This window comes from Ignavibacteriales bacterium (assembly GCA_016709155.1).
Lineage (GTDB): Bacteria > Bacteroidota > Ignavibacteria > Ignavibacteriales > Ignavibacteriaceae > JADJEI01.
The window spans coordinates 1,129,482-1,146,628 of sequence record JADJEI010000001.1 but is presented as its reverse complement, the minus strand read 5'-3'; the positions used below and the strand labels follow the sequence as shown (position 1 = coordinate 1,146,628).

Annotated in this window: 10 protein-coding genes and 1 pseudogene; 6 read left to right on the top strand and 5 right to left on the bottom strand. The window is 36.4% G+C overall.

Annotated features, from left to right (window positions below):
- Positions 1-17 precede the first annotated feature (17 nt).
- The gene (locus tag IPH11_05795; protein MBK6913186.1) at positions 18-218 is read left to right on the top strand and encodes a hypothetical protein; all 201 of its coding nucleotides are present in this window, start codon (positions 18-20) and stop codon (positions 216-218) included.
- 334 nt (positions 219-552) lie between these two features.
- Here the strand turns inward: IPH11_05795 and IPH11_05790 are convergent, their stop codons facing one another.
- From IPH11_05790 to IPH11_05770, 5 genes and pseudogenes are all read right to left on the bottom strand, one after another.
- The gene (locus IPH11_05790) at positions 553-2,409 is read right to left on the bottom strand and encodes a cellulase family glycosylhydrolase (GenBank protein MBK6913185.1); all 1,857 of its coding nucleotides are present in this window, start codon (positions 2,407-2,409) and stop codon (positions 553-555) included.
- A gap of 41 nt (positions 2,410-2,450) precedes the next feature.
- On the bottom strand, positions 2,451-4,808 hold the full coding sequence (locus IPH11_05785) for a beta galactosidase jelly roll domain-containing protein (GenBank protein MBK6913184.1): 2,358 nt from the start codon (positions 4,806-4,808) through the stop codon (positions 2,451-2,453).
- 161 nt (positions 4,809-4,969) lie between these two features.
- Positions 4,970-6,429, bottom strand: a pseudogene (locus IPH11_05780) (sigma-54-dependent Fis family transcriptional regulator).
- A gap of 14 nt (positions 6,430-6,443) precedes the next feature.
- Positions 6,444-7,922: an ATP-binding protein gene (locus IPH11_05775; GenBank protein MBK6913183.1), complete on the bottom strand. Its 1,479-nt coding sequence runs from the start codon at positions 7,920-7,922 to the stop codon at positions 6,444-6,446.
- Between the two features lie 5 nt (positions 7,923-7,927).
- Complete coding sequence (locus IPH11_05770) at positions 7,928-9,241, bottom strand: extracellular solute-binding protein (protein MBK6913182.1); 1,314 nt, start codon at positions 9,239-9,241, stop codon at positions 7,928-7,930.
- A gap of 298 nt (positions 9,242-9,539) precedes the next feature.
- Between IPH11_05770 and IPH11_05765 the strand changes: the two genes are divergently transcribed.
- From IPH11_05765 to IPH11_05745, 5 genes are all read left to right on the top strand, one after another.
- Complete coding sequence (locus IPH11_05765) at positions 9,540-11,048, top strand: sugar MFS transporter (GenBank protein MBK6913181.1); 1,509 nt, start codon at positions 9,540-9,542, stop codon at positions 11,046-11,048.
- 9 nt (positions 11,049-11,057) lie between these two features.
- Complete coding sequence (locus IPH11_05760; protein MBK6913180.1) at positions 11,058-12,026, top strand: ROK family protein; 969 nt, start codon at positions 11,058-11,060, stop codon at positions 12,024-12,026.
- A gap of 163 nt (positions 12,027-12,189) precedes the next feature.
- The gene (locus IPH11_05755; protein ID MBK6913179.1) at positions 12,190-13,860 is read left to right on the top strand and encodes a glycoside hydrolase family 3 C-terminal domain-containing protein; all 1,671 of its coding nucleotides are present in this window, start codon (positions 12,190-12,192) and stop codon (positions 13,858-13,860) included.
- A gap of 22 nt (positions 13,861-13,882) precedes the next feature.
- Positions 13,883-16,132 carry a beta-glucosidase BglX gene (gene bglX, locus IPH11_05750; protein MBK6913178.1) on the top strand — a complete coding sequence of 750 codons (2,250 nt, stop codon included), beginning with the start codon at positions 13,883-13,885 and terminating at the stop codon, positions 16,130-16,132.
- A 107-nt stretch (positions 16,133-16,239) separates the two neighbouring features.
- The gene (locus IPH11_05745; GenBank protein ID MBK6913177.1) at positions 16,240-17,079 is read left to right on the top strand and encodes a glycoside hydrolase family 16 protein; all 840 of its coding nucleotides are present in this window, start codon (positions 16,240-16,242) and stop codon (positions 17,077-17,079) included.
- Positions 17,080-17,147: the final 68 nt, after the last annotated feature.

Sequence of the window (17,147 nt, the reverse complement as noted above, 5' to 3'; positions counted from 1 at the left end):
AACTGATAGGTCTTATTATGAAAAATACTGAAAACGAAAAACACTGCTTAAATTGCAGCATTACTGAAAATGAGATCCCTCTTGTGAACTTAGTTTATTCAGGCAAGAATATTTTTATATGTTCACGATGCTTGCCGCTGCTGATACACCAGCCCGAGCGCTTGATTGGAAAGCTTGAAGGAGCAGAAAAAATTTTCCCCGCAGATACAGAAAATTAAGTATTCATATTGTTCGCAGGATTTTGATGCTGCAGTGATTGCCAGCTTCCGCCCGGTTTGAATTGTCAAATTGTTTAATTGTTAAACTGTCAAATTGTGGTTTTCATTTTATTTTCCTCCCGAAATAAATTCGGGAGGAGGTAATAAGGAACTGACTGATTTTTATCACTTGAGTAAGATCATTTTCTTTATTTCAGTAAAATCACCTGCACCTAATTGATAGTAGTATACTCCGCTTGACAGGCTAATAGCTGTCCTGCATTAAACTCTACTTCGTAGGTTCCTGGCTGCTGTGGTTCGTTTACAGAGTGTTGCTACTTCATTACCTAAGACATCAAACACTTTTAGCCTTACCCCAACCCCTCGCCAATGGAGAGGGAGTTGTTGGGATTGTGTAACGAATAACAGTTGCGGGGTTAAATGGATTTGGATAGTTCTGTTCAAGTACAAATTCATTTGGTAGCGAAGATTCGATGTCATTAATCGCAGTAACCAGATCAAATGATGCGGCACTGTAATTGAATCCACCGAAAAAGAATTTAATTTGTAAGGTATGATTGCCGGCTGGAATAAAAATATTTTCGGCGGTAATTGTCTGCCAGTTTTGCCACCCACCTGTTACAGGTACATTAAACGCAGGACCAAATGCTTGACCATCAAGTAAAAGTGTAATTATGCCGCCGCTGTTCTGTGCGGCTATGCTTAGATGAATATCGTAATTACCATTTTGTAAAACTTCGACTGTATAATTAAGCCATTCACCTGTGGCAGTCCAGCCGACATCAAAACCATTAGATTCAGGAGAAGCGCTTTCTTCAATATCAACTCCATCATTACGAAAAGACCAGCCGTTATTCCATGTGCTGCCACTCCCCGTGTTTTCAAAATCAGTATCGTTGTACGCAGAAAATAAATTTCCTAAATCGTAATCGGTTGCATAAATAGTTCCCGGGATTTGGTTAACCGCAAATGGAATGGTAGTATCATTAAACGGTTGACGCATAAGAGCATCAATAACATCTTTGTGAAAAGTACATTGTTCAAGTTTTAATTTATCTGCTTGATCCATTAAAGCGTTAAAGGCATATTCTTCCGATGGTCTTCCAGCGGTTCCGCCCCAATAGTCAAGCAGCACCTGATAAGCAGGCAGCAAAATTGCCGAGAGAGGACCGGCAATTGATTCAATCTTTTTATGGGGCCACCACGCCCAGCCAGTGTTATTATTTTTCATTAACTCAACACAATCTGTAAACCACTTGTTGGAATTTTCGCCGGTCTCGCCAAGCCACAATGGAGTGTTTGTTTCATTTCTTAAGTCAATTAAATATTGAATTGATGATTGGGTGTTACCGTTCCAATATTTGTGGAAGCTGTAACTCATATTATCATCCCAGGGAGGGGTTAGCCCTGTAAAATCGGTTGCAAACCAATTGCCTTCGATAAACAGTAAATGGTTACTATCAACGGCGCGAATTGTATCTGTCAATCTAATATAAAGGTCGCGCAGTGGTTGATTGTTCGGCTGCAAATCCCATTTGGGTTCATTTAGTAAATCATAGCCGCCGATCCATGGTTCATCTTTATAATGCTCGGCAATTTTTCGCCACACTTGAACTGTGAGGTTTTTATTCTGCTCACTTTCCCAGAGGGAGGGATATGCCGAATTGTAATCACTAATTGGTTCATCGCTTTGTCCGCCGGGTGCGGCGTGCATATCGAGTATGAGATAGATCTGATTGACTTCGCACCAATTTAATAGTGAATCAACTATTTCAAATCCTTTTTCAAGAAATATCGGAGGATTAGTATTAGTCGCAAAAAGATTATAGTGAAAAGGCAGACGAATTGAATTGAAGCCCCAGCTTTTTAAAGAATCAATGTCAATCTTTCTTACGTAATTATCCCTGTAGGTTTCATAAAAAGTTTCTGTGTTTGTCTCGCCGATCAAATCTAAGATTCTTTCTTTTATTTCCCATTGTGCATTTGCAAACGCAGAAGTATGAAGCATGTAGCCTTCTTGTAAAAGCCAGCCGCCGAGACCAATTCCTTTTAGCAAAATTTCCTGCCCCGTGCCATCCAAGATAGTTTTGTTATCACGGTGCAAATAGTTTTGAGCATTCAGGCTGCATTGAATTAGAAAAAGTCCGCTGAGAACTGCTAACAAAATAATTTTTCGTTTAAAGGTTTTCATTTTTAGTTATCTAAATTATTAATAATGAATGCGACTTGATATTATTTGAGTAAGATCATTTTCTTCGTCTCAATTAAATCACCTGCGCGTAGTTGATAATAATATACGCCGCTTGACAGGCTAAAAGCCTGTCCTACGTTAAACTCTACTTCGTATGTTCCGGGCTGTTGTGGTTCGTTTACGAGTGTTGCTACTTCATTACCTAAAACATCAAACACTTTTAGCCTCACTCCCAACCCCTCGCCAAAGGAGAGGGGAGTTGTTGGGATTGTATAACGAATAACAGTTATGGGATTAAATGGATTTGGATAATTTTGTCCAAGTGAAAATTTTTCCGGCACTTCAATTTGTAAATCGTTGATTCCGGTTGCTGTGCCTCCGTTTTGGAAATATGGTGAGTAGGCACTCTTTAAAACATTGCCAACAGGTTTTAATGTATTTCTGAACATATCGTACAAACCCATGCTTTGATATCCAAACGGATGTCCATTTGAATACCAATCAAAAATACACCACCAGGTGCAACCCAGCAGCGCACCATTTTCATTAACATTGCCATTTGCACTTAACGCCGCATGTATTTGAAAAGCCGGGAATGTTAAAGTGAAAACATCAACCTGTTCCTGAGTTGTGGAACCATTTTCAGAAGACCAGAAACCAAACTCTGTATCGAGTATCGGCTTGTCCGGGAAAAATGATTTAGCATCGTTAATAAAATTAAATGTATCGGCGAAGTATGAGTCGCCGTAAAAAATCCCGAAGTACATAGTCCATCCTAAAGCATCGCAAACGTTTTGAGAATCATCTTCGGGTCCTGGTCTATTTGCAGCGGCTGATTGAACAATGAATCTTCCATCGGGATAATTTTGTTTCAAATCCTGATTTACTTTTTCGATAAAAATTTTTCTATTAGGTACATCAAGACACTCATTCACTGTACTCCAGAGAAAAATCGAAGGGCGGTTGTAATCTTTAAAAATCATCTCGCGGAACATTTGCTCGTGAATGTGTCTTGTGTTGTTTTGAATTTCCCAGGCAGTAGGATTATCAAACTGCCAGACAGGAATTTCTTCGATAATTGCAATCCCCATCCTATCTGCGAGTAAATATGTTTGAAGATGATTTGGATAATGTGCAGTTCGTAATGAAACAGAATTAATAGCTTGAACTTTTTGTAAATCAGAATAGATAGTATCAATCGGAATACTTCTGCCAAGCATTGGATGATCTTCATGGCGAGCGACACCGGGCAGAAAAATAACTTTATCATTTAGTCTAACCTTATCACCATCGAGCGATAATTTCCTAATACCAAACTGAGTGTAATATTCATCAACAACAACACTGTTGACTGATAATGAAATTTTCATCACGTACAGATTTGGTGCTTTCATTGACCAGAGTTTTGGATTGGTGACAGTGATATTTGTCTGCCAAACTCCAATTGAATCCGCAGGAATTAATAATGAAGTAGTAATTACACCCGAAACACTTATCAATGAACCTAAAATTTCGGAAGCTGATTCGGAATGGATATTACTCTCATTTATATCAGCCTCATATACTTGCATATTTACTGTAACATCTTTCTCAGCATTGTCATTATTTGAAATTATAAGTGTGGTCTGAACATCGCCGCTTATATTTTGCGGAACTATATTAGCTCTGATCACAGAAACACGATCTGTTATTTCAAGATAAACATCATGAATTATACCCGTGTAATTAAACCAATCGCAATCTGTGTATGGAACAATATCATTTCTGTTGCCCCATCCCGGATTATCAACACGTACAGCTATTAGATTTGATCCGCCGTAATTAAGAAATGGTGAAACATCAAAAGCGAATGGAGTGTAACCGCCTTCGTGATAGCCGAGATAATTACCATTGACCCAAACATCGGCGACATAATTGACTGAATAGAACATTAATTTTATAAAGTTGTTTACATCGGCTGCATCAACATTAAATTCTTTTCGATACCACACCCCATCCTCATAATATTCCGGCACGGTTGGATAAGTATGCATTTCATTTTCAACGGCGGGAAGTATTTTTGTTTCCCAACCGCTGTCATCATAGGAAGGAAGGTACCTTTCGGCGGCTTCATTAATTAAATTTTGATAACCTGCCGCATCACGTTTAGCGAGTGTGATATTATCGTCAGCGTTAAATCTTTGTTTTTTCCATTCGCCTTTTAGATTGATAATGCTACGATTTTGTTTTTCAAATGAAGGTACGGGCATTCCATTTTGGTAAGGAACATTTATACCTTCGATTTCATTTAAACTGAAAGTTGCTTCAAGACTCGCAACCTGCCCAAATGAATCTGTAGAGAATAAGAGGATTATAACGATTGATAATTTCTTAAATGCGGGAATAACGCTGTTAAACATAATTTGAACCTTTAACTATAATGCTAATTTATAAAAGGCAGTTCAACTATAGTACCAAGATTTTTCTACGGTGTATTAAACTAAACGGCTTTAATAAATACTGAATCAAATCTTTTCTTATTATTCTAATAAGATCTAATTATTAAAAAGATAAATAAATTTTATTTTAGTCCAAGTTCTTTACACATGCGATAATAATTTGGCGGAGCTAAACCGAGCTGTTTTGCAGCCTCTGTATCCGAGGAAGTATTTTCTCTGACAAATTTAAAATACTTTTCGCGAAGGATTTTTTCCATTTCTTTTAATGGTATTATTTTATTGGGAGTAAAAAATTTGTATTCGTCCGAACTGTCTATGCCGCTGATCGGGTCGATAATTTCAATGGCTCTTTTTGCAATTGCAGGAGTAATTACACTTTGGTCAGTAAATAAAAATCGTTGAATGACATTTTTAATTCGCGCACATTTCCCTGCCAATCGTAGTTCGTCATTATCTCAATTGTTTCTTGCGGAATCACCGGTTTATCTTTTCCCATATCAACACTAAACATCGAAAGAAAATAATCTGTTAGTAGTGGAATATCTTCTTTACGGTTTTTTAGTTCGGGAACATAAATCGGCAGAACATTAAGGCGATAGTAAAGATCTTCTCTGAAGCGTTTTGCTTTTACCTCCTCCTCGATATTACGGTTAGTTGCGGCAATCACTCTAACATCCACGCGCAGTTTTTCTGTGCGACCAATTTTTTCAATTTCGCCGTCCTGAATTACGCGAAGGATTTTTACCTGAGCCTGCAAAGGCAGCTCGGTAATCTCATCAAGAAAAACAGTTCCGTTGTTTGCTATTTCAAAAAGTCCAAGTTTTTTTTTATCGGCTCCGGTGAACGCACCTTTTTCATATCCAAATAGTTCACTTTCGACTAAATCATTTGGAAGGCTGCCGCAATTTATTACAACAAAATTTTCAAGCTTGCGCTGACTTCTGTAATGAATATTATAAGCAACAAGTTCTTTGCCGGTGCCCGAAGCACCTCTGATTAAGGTGTTAACATTGCTTTGAGCATATTTTCCAATTTCACTTTTTAACTGCGAAATAACCTGTGAACTGCCTATGATTCTTTTTTGAATCAAAACATCTTCAACGTTTTTAACTAACTTTGCATTCGAACGCGATCTTTCTCTTTCGAGCAGGCATTTTTCGTAAGCATTAAAAATACTTAAAATGAAATCGGTTGGTTGATAAATATATTCCTCAATATCACCGGGGTATTTTGTGCAGTACCAGAAAGCCCCAGCCTTTAACAAGCGATTGGCAAAATTATAATCTGAAATATTAATCGTCATTTTTGTTATTACGATTATCTGAATGGAAGGTTCAATCTCCTTAATTTTTTGAATAAGAGATTCACCCATAATACCCCCGGCTATTTGAAAATCCATAATCACAATGTCGAATATATCTTTCTTCAAGGTTAAAAGATCAATTGCCGATTTTCCATTTGAGACAATATCTGAGATGATGATGTTATCCTCGAAAGGCTGAACAGTATTTTTGACTCGTCTAACGTCATATTCTTCATCCTCAATAAGCAGTATTTGAATTTTTTTATTTATTCCAAGCATCGAGATTTCCGATTTTAATTTTGAATAGTTATAGTAAATCTGCACCCGCCGACGTCAGTATTATCAGCGTCAATATCCCAGCCGCAGCGTTTTGAAATTTCATAAGAGATATAACAGCCGTATCCGCTGTTTTGCATTTCCGTTTTTTTAGTTGTAACATTTTCCAGAAAGATTTTTTTCAATCCCTCTTCATTTTTTTCAAGAAGGTCGGGCAAAATACCTTTGCCGTTATCTTGTAAAATTATAGTACTCTGATTTGTTTCAGCATCATAGTTTGTAATTATATCAATAACCAGGTTTTGCTCACCTCCATGGTCTAATGAATTTTGTATCAATGGCTCAATGATTTCCCAAATAACAAATTCGTTTACGTTAACTATTGGAAGATTATCATCAAGTTGAAGACTAATCTTAAAAGCTGAGCTTGCTGTAGCAACGCGTAAAAAAATATTATTGACAATAAATTTAATAACCTCATTCAAATTCGTTTTGAACATTGCATTGCGTATTGTTTGTATTGGCGGATCGTACCACTTCATATCATAGATCACTCTTGAAATGAAGTTAGAATATTTACTAACACGGTATTTAATTTCATTAATATTTTCAGAAGAAAGTTTACGCAAATCCTCTTTAATAAATCCCATAATTTTTTCAGCTTTATGGTGGGTGTGGTAGATCCGTTTTGTAAAAACAAGTTCCTTCTGATAATTTATTTGTTTCGTCAAACTTGTTTCATGTTCGTCAAATAAGAGTTTCTGAGCTTCATCTCTTTCCTTTACTGTGTATGATGAAATAAAATACATCGCAAGTAACCCGAGGAGTATAAGAGAAATATAGATTATAGAAGTTTCATCATAGTTAGAAATAATTTCATCGGTGATAAAAGAAAAATCGGGAGTGTTTCTCATATAAACAGCACCGATATATTCTCCTCGGAGTACGAATGGAACAAAAATATTAAAAGTTTTTTCCTCCGATAAAATGCTGATTATTTGTTCCTTAGAGTTCAAGTCCATTTCAATTTCTTTGTATATATTTACAACTCTTGACTTTTGCCTATCAAAGACAGAATCAACTTTAGCATGATCAATTAAGAAAGAGTAAAGAGTTTTACCGTCATCAATTGCATAAATGTTATCACCTCTGCGCACAAGAATATAAAGCCCTTGAATATTATGCTTTAACTGCTGCTGACTGAAAATAATATCAAATGACTGAATTACTTTTTCAGCCTTTTCTTTTCGAATTTCTTCTTTTGGATCGAACGATTCGAGCACAAGTTCGATTGAGGTGGTGGTGAGGTTTGCAATTTCTTCTGCAGATTCTTTTTGATACCACTCCTGAGTAGTGTTAAGAAAATTTCGTATTGCGGCTTTATTTATAAATGAAACAATTAACTGAAAAGCGAAAAGTACAATGAAGAGAACAGTAACATGTTTAAATTCAAAATGATATTCTCTTATTTTTTCAAAAACCTTTTTTGTTTTCATATTAACTATTTAACCATAATAGATTTTTCTAATATTTTCTTTTCTGCCTGACGGAGTGCCTCCTCAACATTGGTTTCACCTTTTATGGATGAATTCAAATAATAAGAAAGTATGTCGGATACGTTTGTGTAGCCCTCCATGAATGGACGATGAACTCCTGTTTTAAATAGATTTTTGAAAAAAATAATTTCTTTGTGCTTTGAAGTAAAATCCGAATCGTTATAAATATTTATATTTGTCGGAAGATACCCGTCTTCTTCAAACATAACTTTTTGCGACTCTTCACTCATCAGGAATTTTACAAACTTAATTACCTCAGGAATTTTTCCGGAGAATTTCGAAATCATTAAATTCCACCCCCCGTATACCGACACTGGTTTGGTATTTTCAAAATGTGGCATCGGTGCCATTTTCAAATTTTTCCGCATTTCATCAGTAAGATATTCAACTTCATCATCAAACATGCTTGACCACGAGCGAAGGAAATAACCATTGTGTTCAGCAAAAAATTTGAAACTCTCATTTTCTTTTAGATAAGTAACTTCTTTGGGTGAAACTTTGTATTTATGAATTAGATCAACTAAAAGCTGAAGTGATTTTTTACCTTCCGGAGTATTAACAAAAATATTTTCATCTTTATCTGCAATCAATTTATTTTGACCAGCCATTAATTCAGTAAATGTGCACAGCAAACCTTCATAATCATCTGCCTGAAAAGTGTAAAAAGGACTTTGAGAATTAATCCTTTGATGAAGTTTGATGAAATTTTCCCAGGTAATTGACTTGCTTAGTTCATTAACAATGGAATTATAATCAGGAAAATTTTTCAAAAGATCATCCCGGTAAAACATCACAGCAATATCTATGTATAGAGGAACAGCAAGAAGAGTATCTTGGAAGTAACAAGTCTGCATAGCATTTGGAATGAGGCTGCTAACAGCATTGCTGTCTAAATAATTTTGAAGCGGTACACCCCACCTTGCAAAACGCGGCACCCAAATCTGATCAACTGAAAAAATATCAATCCTACTGCTTTTGCTTCTTAAATATCTTGCAAGCAGTTCCTTCCTTTCATTCGTGCTAAATTTTTCGAATGATAGATTGATCGTTTCAACTTTTATTTGCCCCTCATATTTTTTATTGAAAATGTCTATAACTTTTTGATGTGCTGTTGAGATATGATCAACATAATAAATTGTAACAAGTTTGTGATTAGAATTATTCTCTATTCCAAAAGGAGTGAAAAGATAGCTGATCAATACAAGAACAATCACAAGAATTGTGCTTATCACAACATAAAATATTTTTTCGAGATTCATCTGTTGTCTGTTATTTGGCTACATTCATTTTTAGTATTCGAACATTATTAGTTCGAAAATTTCAAACTCAATTTAAAAATCTTAAATGTTAAAAAGTATTTATTATTTGTACAATGATTTATCAATTTAATAACCAAACTTATTAAAATGATAATTAAGAAATTTTGAAATTCTTGCCGTAAGTAATATTTAGTTGAAATCATATTGCCATTTAGAAAAATTATAAAATAAATAAGGGCATAAAAATTGTCCATAAACAAATTCAATAATATCAGTAAGAAATAATCTGGAGAACTTCATGGCTGTTTCAACACCTTCAACGAATGTTAACAATTCACCGGTCAACAATGGAACTAATTATACACCAGCACTTATTGTTTTAACGTCACTCTTTTTTATGTGGGGATTCATTACAAGCTTGAATGATATTCTTATCCCGCACCTTAAAGCAATTTTTGATCTTAATTATACACAGGTTATGCTGGTTCAGTTTACTTTTTTTACGGCGTATGCAATTGTTTCGCTTCCGTCGGGAATTCTTGTAGAGAAAATTGGTTATAAGTCCGGTATCATTATCGGATTGTTAACCGCAGCAGGTGGTACAGCATTATTCTATCCTGCCGCCGGCTATCGTTCTTACGAAATATTTTTATTAGCTCTATTTGTTTTAGCTTCCGGAATTACATTACTTCAGGTGGCGGCAAATCCTTATGTGGCAATTTTAGGCAAGCCTGAAACTGCATCGAGCAGATTAAATTTGTCGCAGGCATTTAATTCACTTGGAACTACGATTGCACCTATAATAGGATCTATTCTTATTCTTGCTATTGCAGTAAAGGGTGCCGATGAAATTGCTAAACTTACTTTGTCCGATCAAGAAGCTTACAAGCTGATGGAAGCAGGATCAGTACAGACGCCATATTTGGTGTTGACCGGAATGCTTGTTTTAATTGCAGTAATTATTGCATTGTTCAAGCTTCCTAAAATTGAAGCAGCAAATCAAAGTTCAAGCTCAAGTTCAGGCTCAGGTGATAATGGAAGTTTTGACCATCATCACCAAAGCGCATGGGGATACAGACATTTAGTTTTGGGCGCAGTTGCAATTTTTGTTTATGTAGGGGGTGAAGTTGCAATTGGAAGCTTTCTTGTTAATTATTTTAAGGAGCTTCTGGGGATGGAAGAAAGTCAGGCGGGCACTTACGTTGCTTTATATTGGGGCGGGGCAATGATAGGACGATTTTTCGGCTCGATTACTCTTTCCGGTTTAACTGATTTGAAAAAAAGAAACTTTTATGCTCTTGGAGTTTTTATACTTGCAATTTGTCTGGCAAGTTACGTTACAAAAGAATATCAAAACTTATCCTCGTTTTCATTTGCTGGATTTTCAAAAACACTAACTTTCCTTCTGTTAGTGTTTATTAATTATGTCGCTTTCAACCTTGGAAAAACAAAGCCGGGCAGAACGCTCGCAATTTTGGCGGTTGTAGCCGCTGTATTAGTAATTACTTCAATGCTAACTTTTGGACAGTTTGCCATGTGGAGTATCCTTGCTGTTGGTTTATTCAATTCAATAATGTTTCCCACAATTTTCACTCTGGCTATTGACGGTTTAGGAAAACACACCGGGCAGGGGTCAGGGATTTTATGTACTGCAATTGTTGGCGGGGCTTTAATTCCTTTAGCTCAAGGATTTCTTGCTGATAATATTGGAATTCATCACGCATTTATTTTGCCGGTGCTTTGTTACATTTATATCGCCTTCTATGGTTTGAAGGGACACATTCCAACTTTCGCGAAAACTGCTTAAAATAATTTTATGAAACAAAAAGTAGTACTTGGAATTGATATCGGCGGAACTAACACTGCATTTGGTTTTGTTGATCCGGAAGGAAAATTATTAGTTGAGTTTTCATTTCCTACTCATTCTCAAGAAAGCGCTGAAAAATTATTTAGCCGGCTCCATCCCGAAGTAAAAAAACTTTTTTCTTCTCTTGAAAATAATTATCAACTTGTTGGAATAGGAGTCGGTGCACCGAATGCAAATTATTATAAAGGAACAGTCGAACTTCCACCCAACCTTAATTGGGGAACGGTAAATATTGTCGAATTATGTGAAAAATATTTTTCAGTTCCGTGTGCAATTACTAATGATGCAAACGCGGCAGCAATTGGCGAATTGAAATTTGGTGCAGGTAAAGGTCTAAAAGATTTTATTGTTATTACTCTTGGTACAGGCGTAGGGAGTGGAATTATTGTCAACGGCGAGCTTGTTTATGGGCACGATGGATTTGCAGGTGAGATCGGGCACACAATTTATGATGTAGGTGGAAGGCAGTGCGGATGCGGCAGAAAAGGCTGTCTTGAAACTTACGCCTCTGCAAGTGGAATTAAACGAACTGTGTTTGAACTACTTGCCGATACAAATTATCAAAGTTTGTTATCTGAAATTTCTTTCGATGAGTTGAATTCTAAAATGATAAGCGATGCAGCATTAAAAGGAGATAAAATTGCATTGATGGCATTCGATCTAACTGCAAAGATACTCGGAATAAAGCTGGCGGACGCTGTTGCACATACAAGTCCGGAGGCGATAATTATCTTCGGCGGGTTAGCCAATGCCGGCGGATTAATTTTAGAACCAACTAAAAAATATATGGAAGAATACATGCTCAATATTTTTAAAGACAAAGTAAAAATTCTTCCTTCAGGACTAAAAAATGGGAACGCCGCAATACTTGGTTCAGCGGCTCTTATTTGGAATGAACTTGATAAAAATAAAAATTAAATGAATATTTTTTAAGAGGTTGAATATCAAATTGAAAACCATAATTCTAAAAATAAATTTAGCACTTATTATTCTTTTTAGCTTTGCCTGCACTGATGATTCAAGCAACAATATTGATCAACCACAGAGCATTGATGACAAAGTTGAAACTCTGCTTCAACAAATGACTCTTGACGAAAAGATCGGACAGATGACGCAGGTTGATCGCGCATACTTAAAATCTATTGAGGACATAAAAACATACTATCTCGGCTCACTGCTGAGCGGCGGCGGTTCTGCTCCAGAAGATAATTCACCGCAAGGGTGGGCTGATATGTACGATGACTATCAAAGCATTGCGCTTCAAACAAGACTAAAAATTCCGCTGATATATGGTATTGATGCAGTGCATGGTCACAATAATGTTGAAGGTGCGGTTATCTTTCCACACAACATCGGAATGGGCTGTACACGTAACCCGGAATTGGTAAAACAGGCTGCACAAATTACGGCTGCTGAAGTTTCCGGAACAGGGATAGACTGGACATTCTCCCCCTGCATTGCAGTTGCTCTTGATGAAAGGTGGGGTCGGACTTATGAAAGTTTTTCTGAAAATGCGGAACTTGTCTCTATCTTTTCCGAAGCCGAAGTTACAGGCTACCAAGGTGATGATCTTTCCGCGCCCGGTGCAATCCTTTCTTGTGCGAAACATTTTGCCGGCGATGGTGGAACAGTTAACGGTGATGATCAGGGCAATACTGTTTGTGATGAGACATTTTTAAGAACGGTTCATCTGCCCGGATATCAGTCTGCAATAAATTCAGGCGTTGGTTCGGTGATGGCTTCATTCAGCAGTTGGAATGGTGTGAAGATGCACTCAAATAAATATTTGCTGACGGATGTTTTAAAAACTGAATTTGGTTTCGATGGATTTCTTGTTTCCGATTGGGCTGCAATTGATGCAATTCCCGGAGATTATAAAAGTGATATCGAAATATCTATCAACGCCGGGATTGATATGGTTATGGTTCCTGATAAGTACATTGAGTTTATAACTAATTTGAAAGAATTGGTTAATGAAGGGAAAATCAGTATCGAAAGAATTAATGATGCAGTTCGGAGAATTCTTAATATCAAATTCAAATTAGGGCTGTTTGACAAGCCATTCACAGACAGATCATTTACTACACAAATTGGTTCTGCTGAACATCGTGAAGTTGCTCGTGAATGTGTAAGACAATCTCTCGTGCTATTAAAAAATGAAAATTCTTTTTTACCTCTTTCAAAAACAACAGGTAAAATTTTAGTTGCTGGAAAATCGGCAGATAACCTTGGCTACCAATGTGGCGGTTGGACAATCTCCTGGCAGGGGGGAAGCGGTGATATTACAACCGGAACAACAATTCTTGAAGCAATTCAAAATACTGTTTCAACTTCTACAATTGTAAATTATTCAGAGGATGGAACCGATGCAGAAAATAATGATCTTGCTGTTGTGGTAATTGGTGAAACTCCTTACGCCGAATTTGATGGTGATAACAATAATCCTGTAATATCAGACGAAGACCTGCAAACAATTGCAAATGTAAAATCAGCAGGTATTCCTTTTGTAATAATTCTTATTTCAGGTCGTCCACTAATTTTAGGAAATGTAATAGATGATTGCGATGCTTTTGTTGCTGCCTGGCTGCCTGGCACTGAAGGGCAGGGGGTAGCAGATGTTTTGTTTGGAGATTTTGCGCCTACCGGTAAACTAAGTTTTTCCTGGGCAAAATCCGTTTCTCAAATTCCAATAAACTTTGGTGATGCAAATTATGATCCTCTGTTTCCTTATGGTTTTGGATTAACTTATTGAACAAATTAGTAAGAGCAATTAAATGATTCATTCCAAAAAAATTCATTCAGCCTTATTTATATTATCAATAATTCTATTCTTCTCATTTTCTTCATCTGATAAAACAAACATTTCAAATTCGGATAAAATCTCTGCACGGGTTGATTCTGTGCTTTCTTTAATGACTTTAGATGAAAAGATTGGACAACTCAATCAACTTTCTTACGGTATAGGGTGGGGTCCGACAATTAAAATATCAGTAGATGACGAATACAAGCAGTTAATCCGCGAAGGAAAAATCGGGTCATTCCTGAATGCAATTGGTGCTGAGTTTACTTATGAACTTCAAAAAATTGCTGTTGAAGAATCAAGATTGAAAATACCCTTAATGTTTGGACTCGATGTTATTCACGGATTTAAAACTACTTTTCCCATCCCCCTTGGCGAGGCTGCAACATGGCAGCCGGAATTAATTGAATTGTCGGCTCACTATCAGGCGATAGAAGCTGCATCTGCAGGAATACATTGGACATTTTCCCCAATGGTTGATATTGCACGCGATCCACGCTGGGGAAGAATTATGGAAGGCGCTGGAGAAGATCCTTATCTGGGTTCGTTAATGGCTGCTGCTCATGTTCGCGGTTATCAAGGCAATCTTTCTGATTTAAATATCATCGCTTGCGTAAAACATTATGCTGGTTATGGTGGTGCCGAGGGCGGAAGAGATTATAATACTGTTGATATTTCTGAAAGAACTTTTCGCGATGTTTATTTACCACCATACAAAGCAGGAGTCGAAGCCGGGGCTCAAACATTAATGGCTTCGTTTAATGAGATTGGCGGCATCCCTTCTTCCGGAAGTAAATATTTACTTAATGATATTTTAAGAGATGAATGGGGATTTAAAGGATTTGTAGTTAGTGATTGGAATTCGATTGGTGAAATGATAAATCATGGTTTTGCTTCCGATCTTAAACAAGCTGGCGAGATTTCTTTAAATGCCGGTTTAGATATGGATATGGAATCACGCTCCTACATCACACATCTTAAACAACTTGTTGATGATGGTAAAGTTGATGAAAGCACAATTGATGAATCTGTAAAAAGAATTTTAAGAATAAAATTTATGCTCGGTCTGTTTGATCATCCTTATGCTTACTGCGATAAAGAACGCGAACAAAAAAATATAATGACCAACGATATTAAAATAGCTTCACTTGAAGTTGCTAAAAGATCATTTGTTTTGTTAAAGAATGAAAAAAATATTCTTCCACTTAAAAAAGATTACAAAAAAATTGCTGTAATTGGTCCACTTGCAAACAATAGTGAAGATCCGATTGGCGGCTGGGGTGGATTAGGTGATACTGCTGATGTAACAACAGTGCTTGAAGGATTTAAGAATTATGTTGATGGAAGTTCACAAATATTATACTCAAAAGGATGTAATATTGATGATCAGGATAAATCAGGATTTAAGGATGCTGTAACAAAAGCAAAAAAATCTGACGTGATAATTTTATGCATCGGCGAAGATAGAGATATGAGTGGTGAAGCATGCAGTCGTTCCTCACTTGATTTACCCGGCGTGCAGGAAGAACTTGCAAAAGAATTATTTAAAACAGGTAAACCAATTATAGCTGTCTTAATGAATGGCAGACCACTGTCTATAAATTGGTTAAATGAAAATGCAAATGCAATTTTAGAAACCTGGTTTGCCGGTACAATGGCTGGTGATGCAATTGCAAAAGTTTTATTTGGTGATTACAATCCAAGTGGAAAATTACCTGCAACATTTCCAAGAACCGTTGGTCAGGTTCCAATCTACTACAATCATAAAAACACAGGAAGACCCGGAGATAAGGAAAACCACTACACTTCCCAGTATCTCGATCTTCCTTTAACTCCGCTTTATCCTTTTGGATACGGATTAAGTTACACAACTTTCGAGTACAGTTCTTTAAATCTTAGCACAAATAAAATAACTCAAGATGATTCAATTGTTGTATCAGTAAAAGTAAAAAACACTGGCAAGTACGAAGGTGAAGAAGTTGTACAAATGTATATTCAAGATTTAGTTGGAAGCGTTACTCGTCCTGTAAAAGAATTAAAAGGTTTTAAAAAGATAATGTTAAAACGTGGTGAAGAAAAAACTGTCAACTTTACTATCCACGAAAAAGATTTACGATTTACTGCTGCTGATATGAAATTCAAATCAGAATCAGGAATGTTTAAAGTCTACGTTGGGACAGACTCTGTTGATTTAATAGAATCACAGTTTGAGTTAGTTGAATAAAAAATAGCATGTTATCAAGACGAGTTCTCGACAAAGCAAACTTTAAACTTTTATGGATTGCCTATAGCAGAAAACTAATTTGCAATAATTTAAACAAAAGGTGAAAAATGGAAAGAAAATTATTATTAAAAATCATACTGATGCAATTAGCTATCATCTCAATCTCTTTTGCAGGCTGCAGTAAAGAAGATTCAACTACAACTCCAACAAGCGACATTCCGGAAATTCCCGGTTATACTTTAGTTTGGAATGACGAGTTTACTGCAGCAAACATTGATTTAACAAAATGGGAACATGAAGTAAACGGCGATGGCGGGGGGAATAATGAATTGCAGTACTACACCAACCTCCCAACAAATTCTTTTATTGAAAATGGGCATCTTGTCATCAAAGCTATCTATGAAGATTATCAAAGCCGTGATTTTACTTCGGCTCGAATGAGAACAAAATATAAAGGCGATTGGCTTTACGGGCGTATTGAAGTCGTGGCAAAAATTCCTGCCGGACGGGGAACCTGGCCAGCTATCTGGATGCTGCCGACAGATTGGGAATATGGCAACTGGCCTTCAAGCGGTGAGATTGATATTATGGAACACGTAGGTTATGATCCGAATGTTATTCATGGTTCTATTCATACATTAGCTTACAATCATACAATCGGAACTCAAAAGACTGCTTTGCTTACAATTCCTACCGCTATCACGAGTTTTCATAAATATGCAATTGAATGGTTTGAGGATCATATTGATTTTTATATTGATGACACAATGTATTTTACTTTTACAAATGAAAACAAAGACTGGCAGTATTGGCCTTTCGATAAACGATTTCATTTAATTTTGAATCTTGCAGTCGGCGGTAATTGGGGTGGGGCAGAGGGAATTGATGTAGCTGCTTTTCCTGCACAAATGGAAGTTGATTATGTACGAGTCTATAAGAAAAATTGAATTGGATTGAACAAAGATGATTTTTTTAGAATTATTTTTATAGGAGAATTAAAATGAAAATTCTAACA

Coding starts and splice junctions, on each gene's coding strand:
- IPH11_05745 (MBK6913177.1), top strand. CDS start 16,240: ATGGAAAGAAAATTATTATTAAAAATCATACTGATGCAATTAGCTATC.
- IPH11_05765 (MBK6913181.1), top strand. CDS start 9,540: ATGGCTGTTTCAACACCTTCAACGAATGTTAACAATTCACCGGTCAAC.
- IPH11_05760 (MBK6913180.1), top strand. CDS start 11,058: ATGAAACAAAAAGTAGTACTTGGAATTGATATCGGCGGAACTAACACT.
- IPH11_05795 (MBK6913186.1), top strand. CDS start 18: ATGAAAAATACTGAAAACGAAAAACACTGCTTAAATTGCAGCATTACT.
- IPH11_05775 (MBK6913183.1), bottom strand. CDS start 7,922: ATGAAAACAAAAAAGGTTTTTGAAAAAATAAGAGAATATCATTTTGAA.
- IPH11_05790 (MBK6913185.1), bottom strand. CDS start 2,409: ATGAAAACCTTTAAACGAAAAATTATTTTGTTAGCAGTTCTCAGCGGA.
- IPH11_05770 (MBK6913182.1), bottom strand. CDS start 9,241: ATGAATCTCGAAAAAATATTTTATGTTGTGATAAGCACAATTCTTGTG.
- bglX (MBK6913178.1), top strand. CDS start 13,883: ATGATTCATTCCAAAAAAATTCATTCAGCCTTATTTATATTATCAATA.
- IPH11_05785 (MBK6913184.1), bottom strand. CDS start 4,808: ATGTTTAACAGCGTTATTCCCGCATTTAAGAAATTATCAATCGTTATA.
- IPH11_05755 (MBK6913179.1), top strand. CDS start 12,190: ATGACTCTTGACGAAAAGATCGGACAGATGACGCAGGTTGATCGCGCA.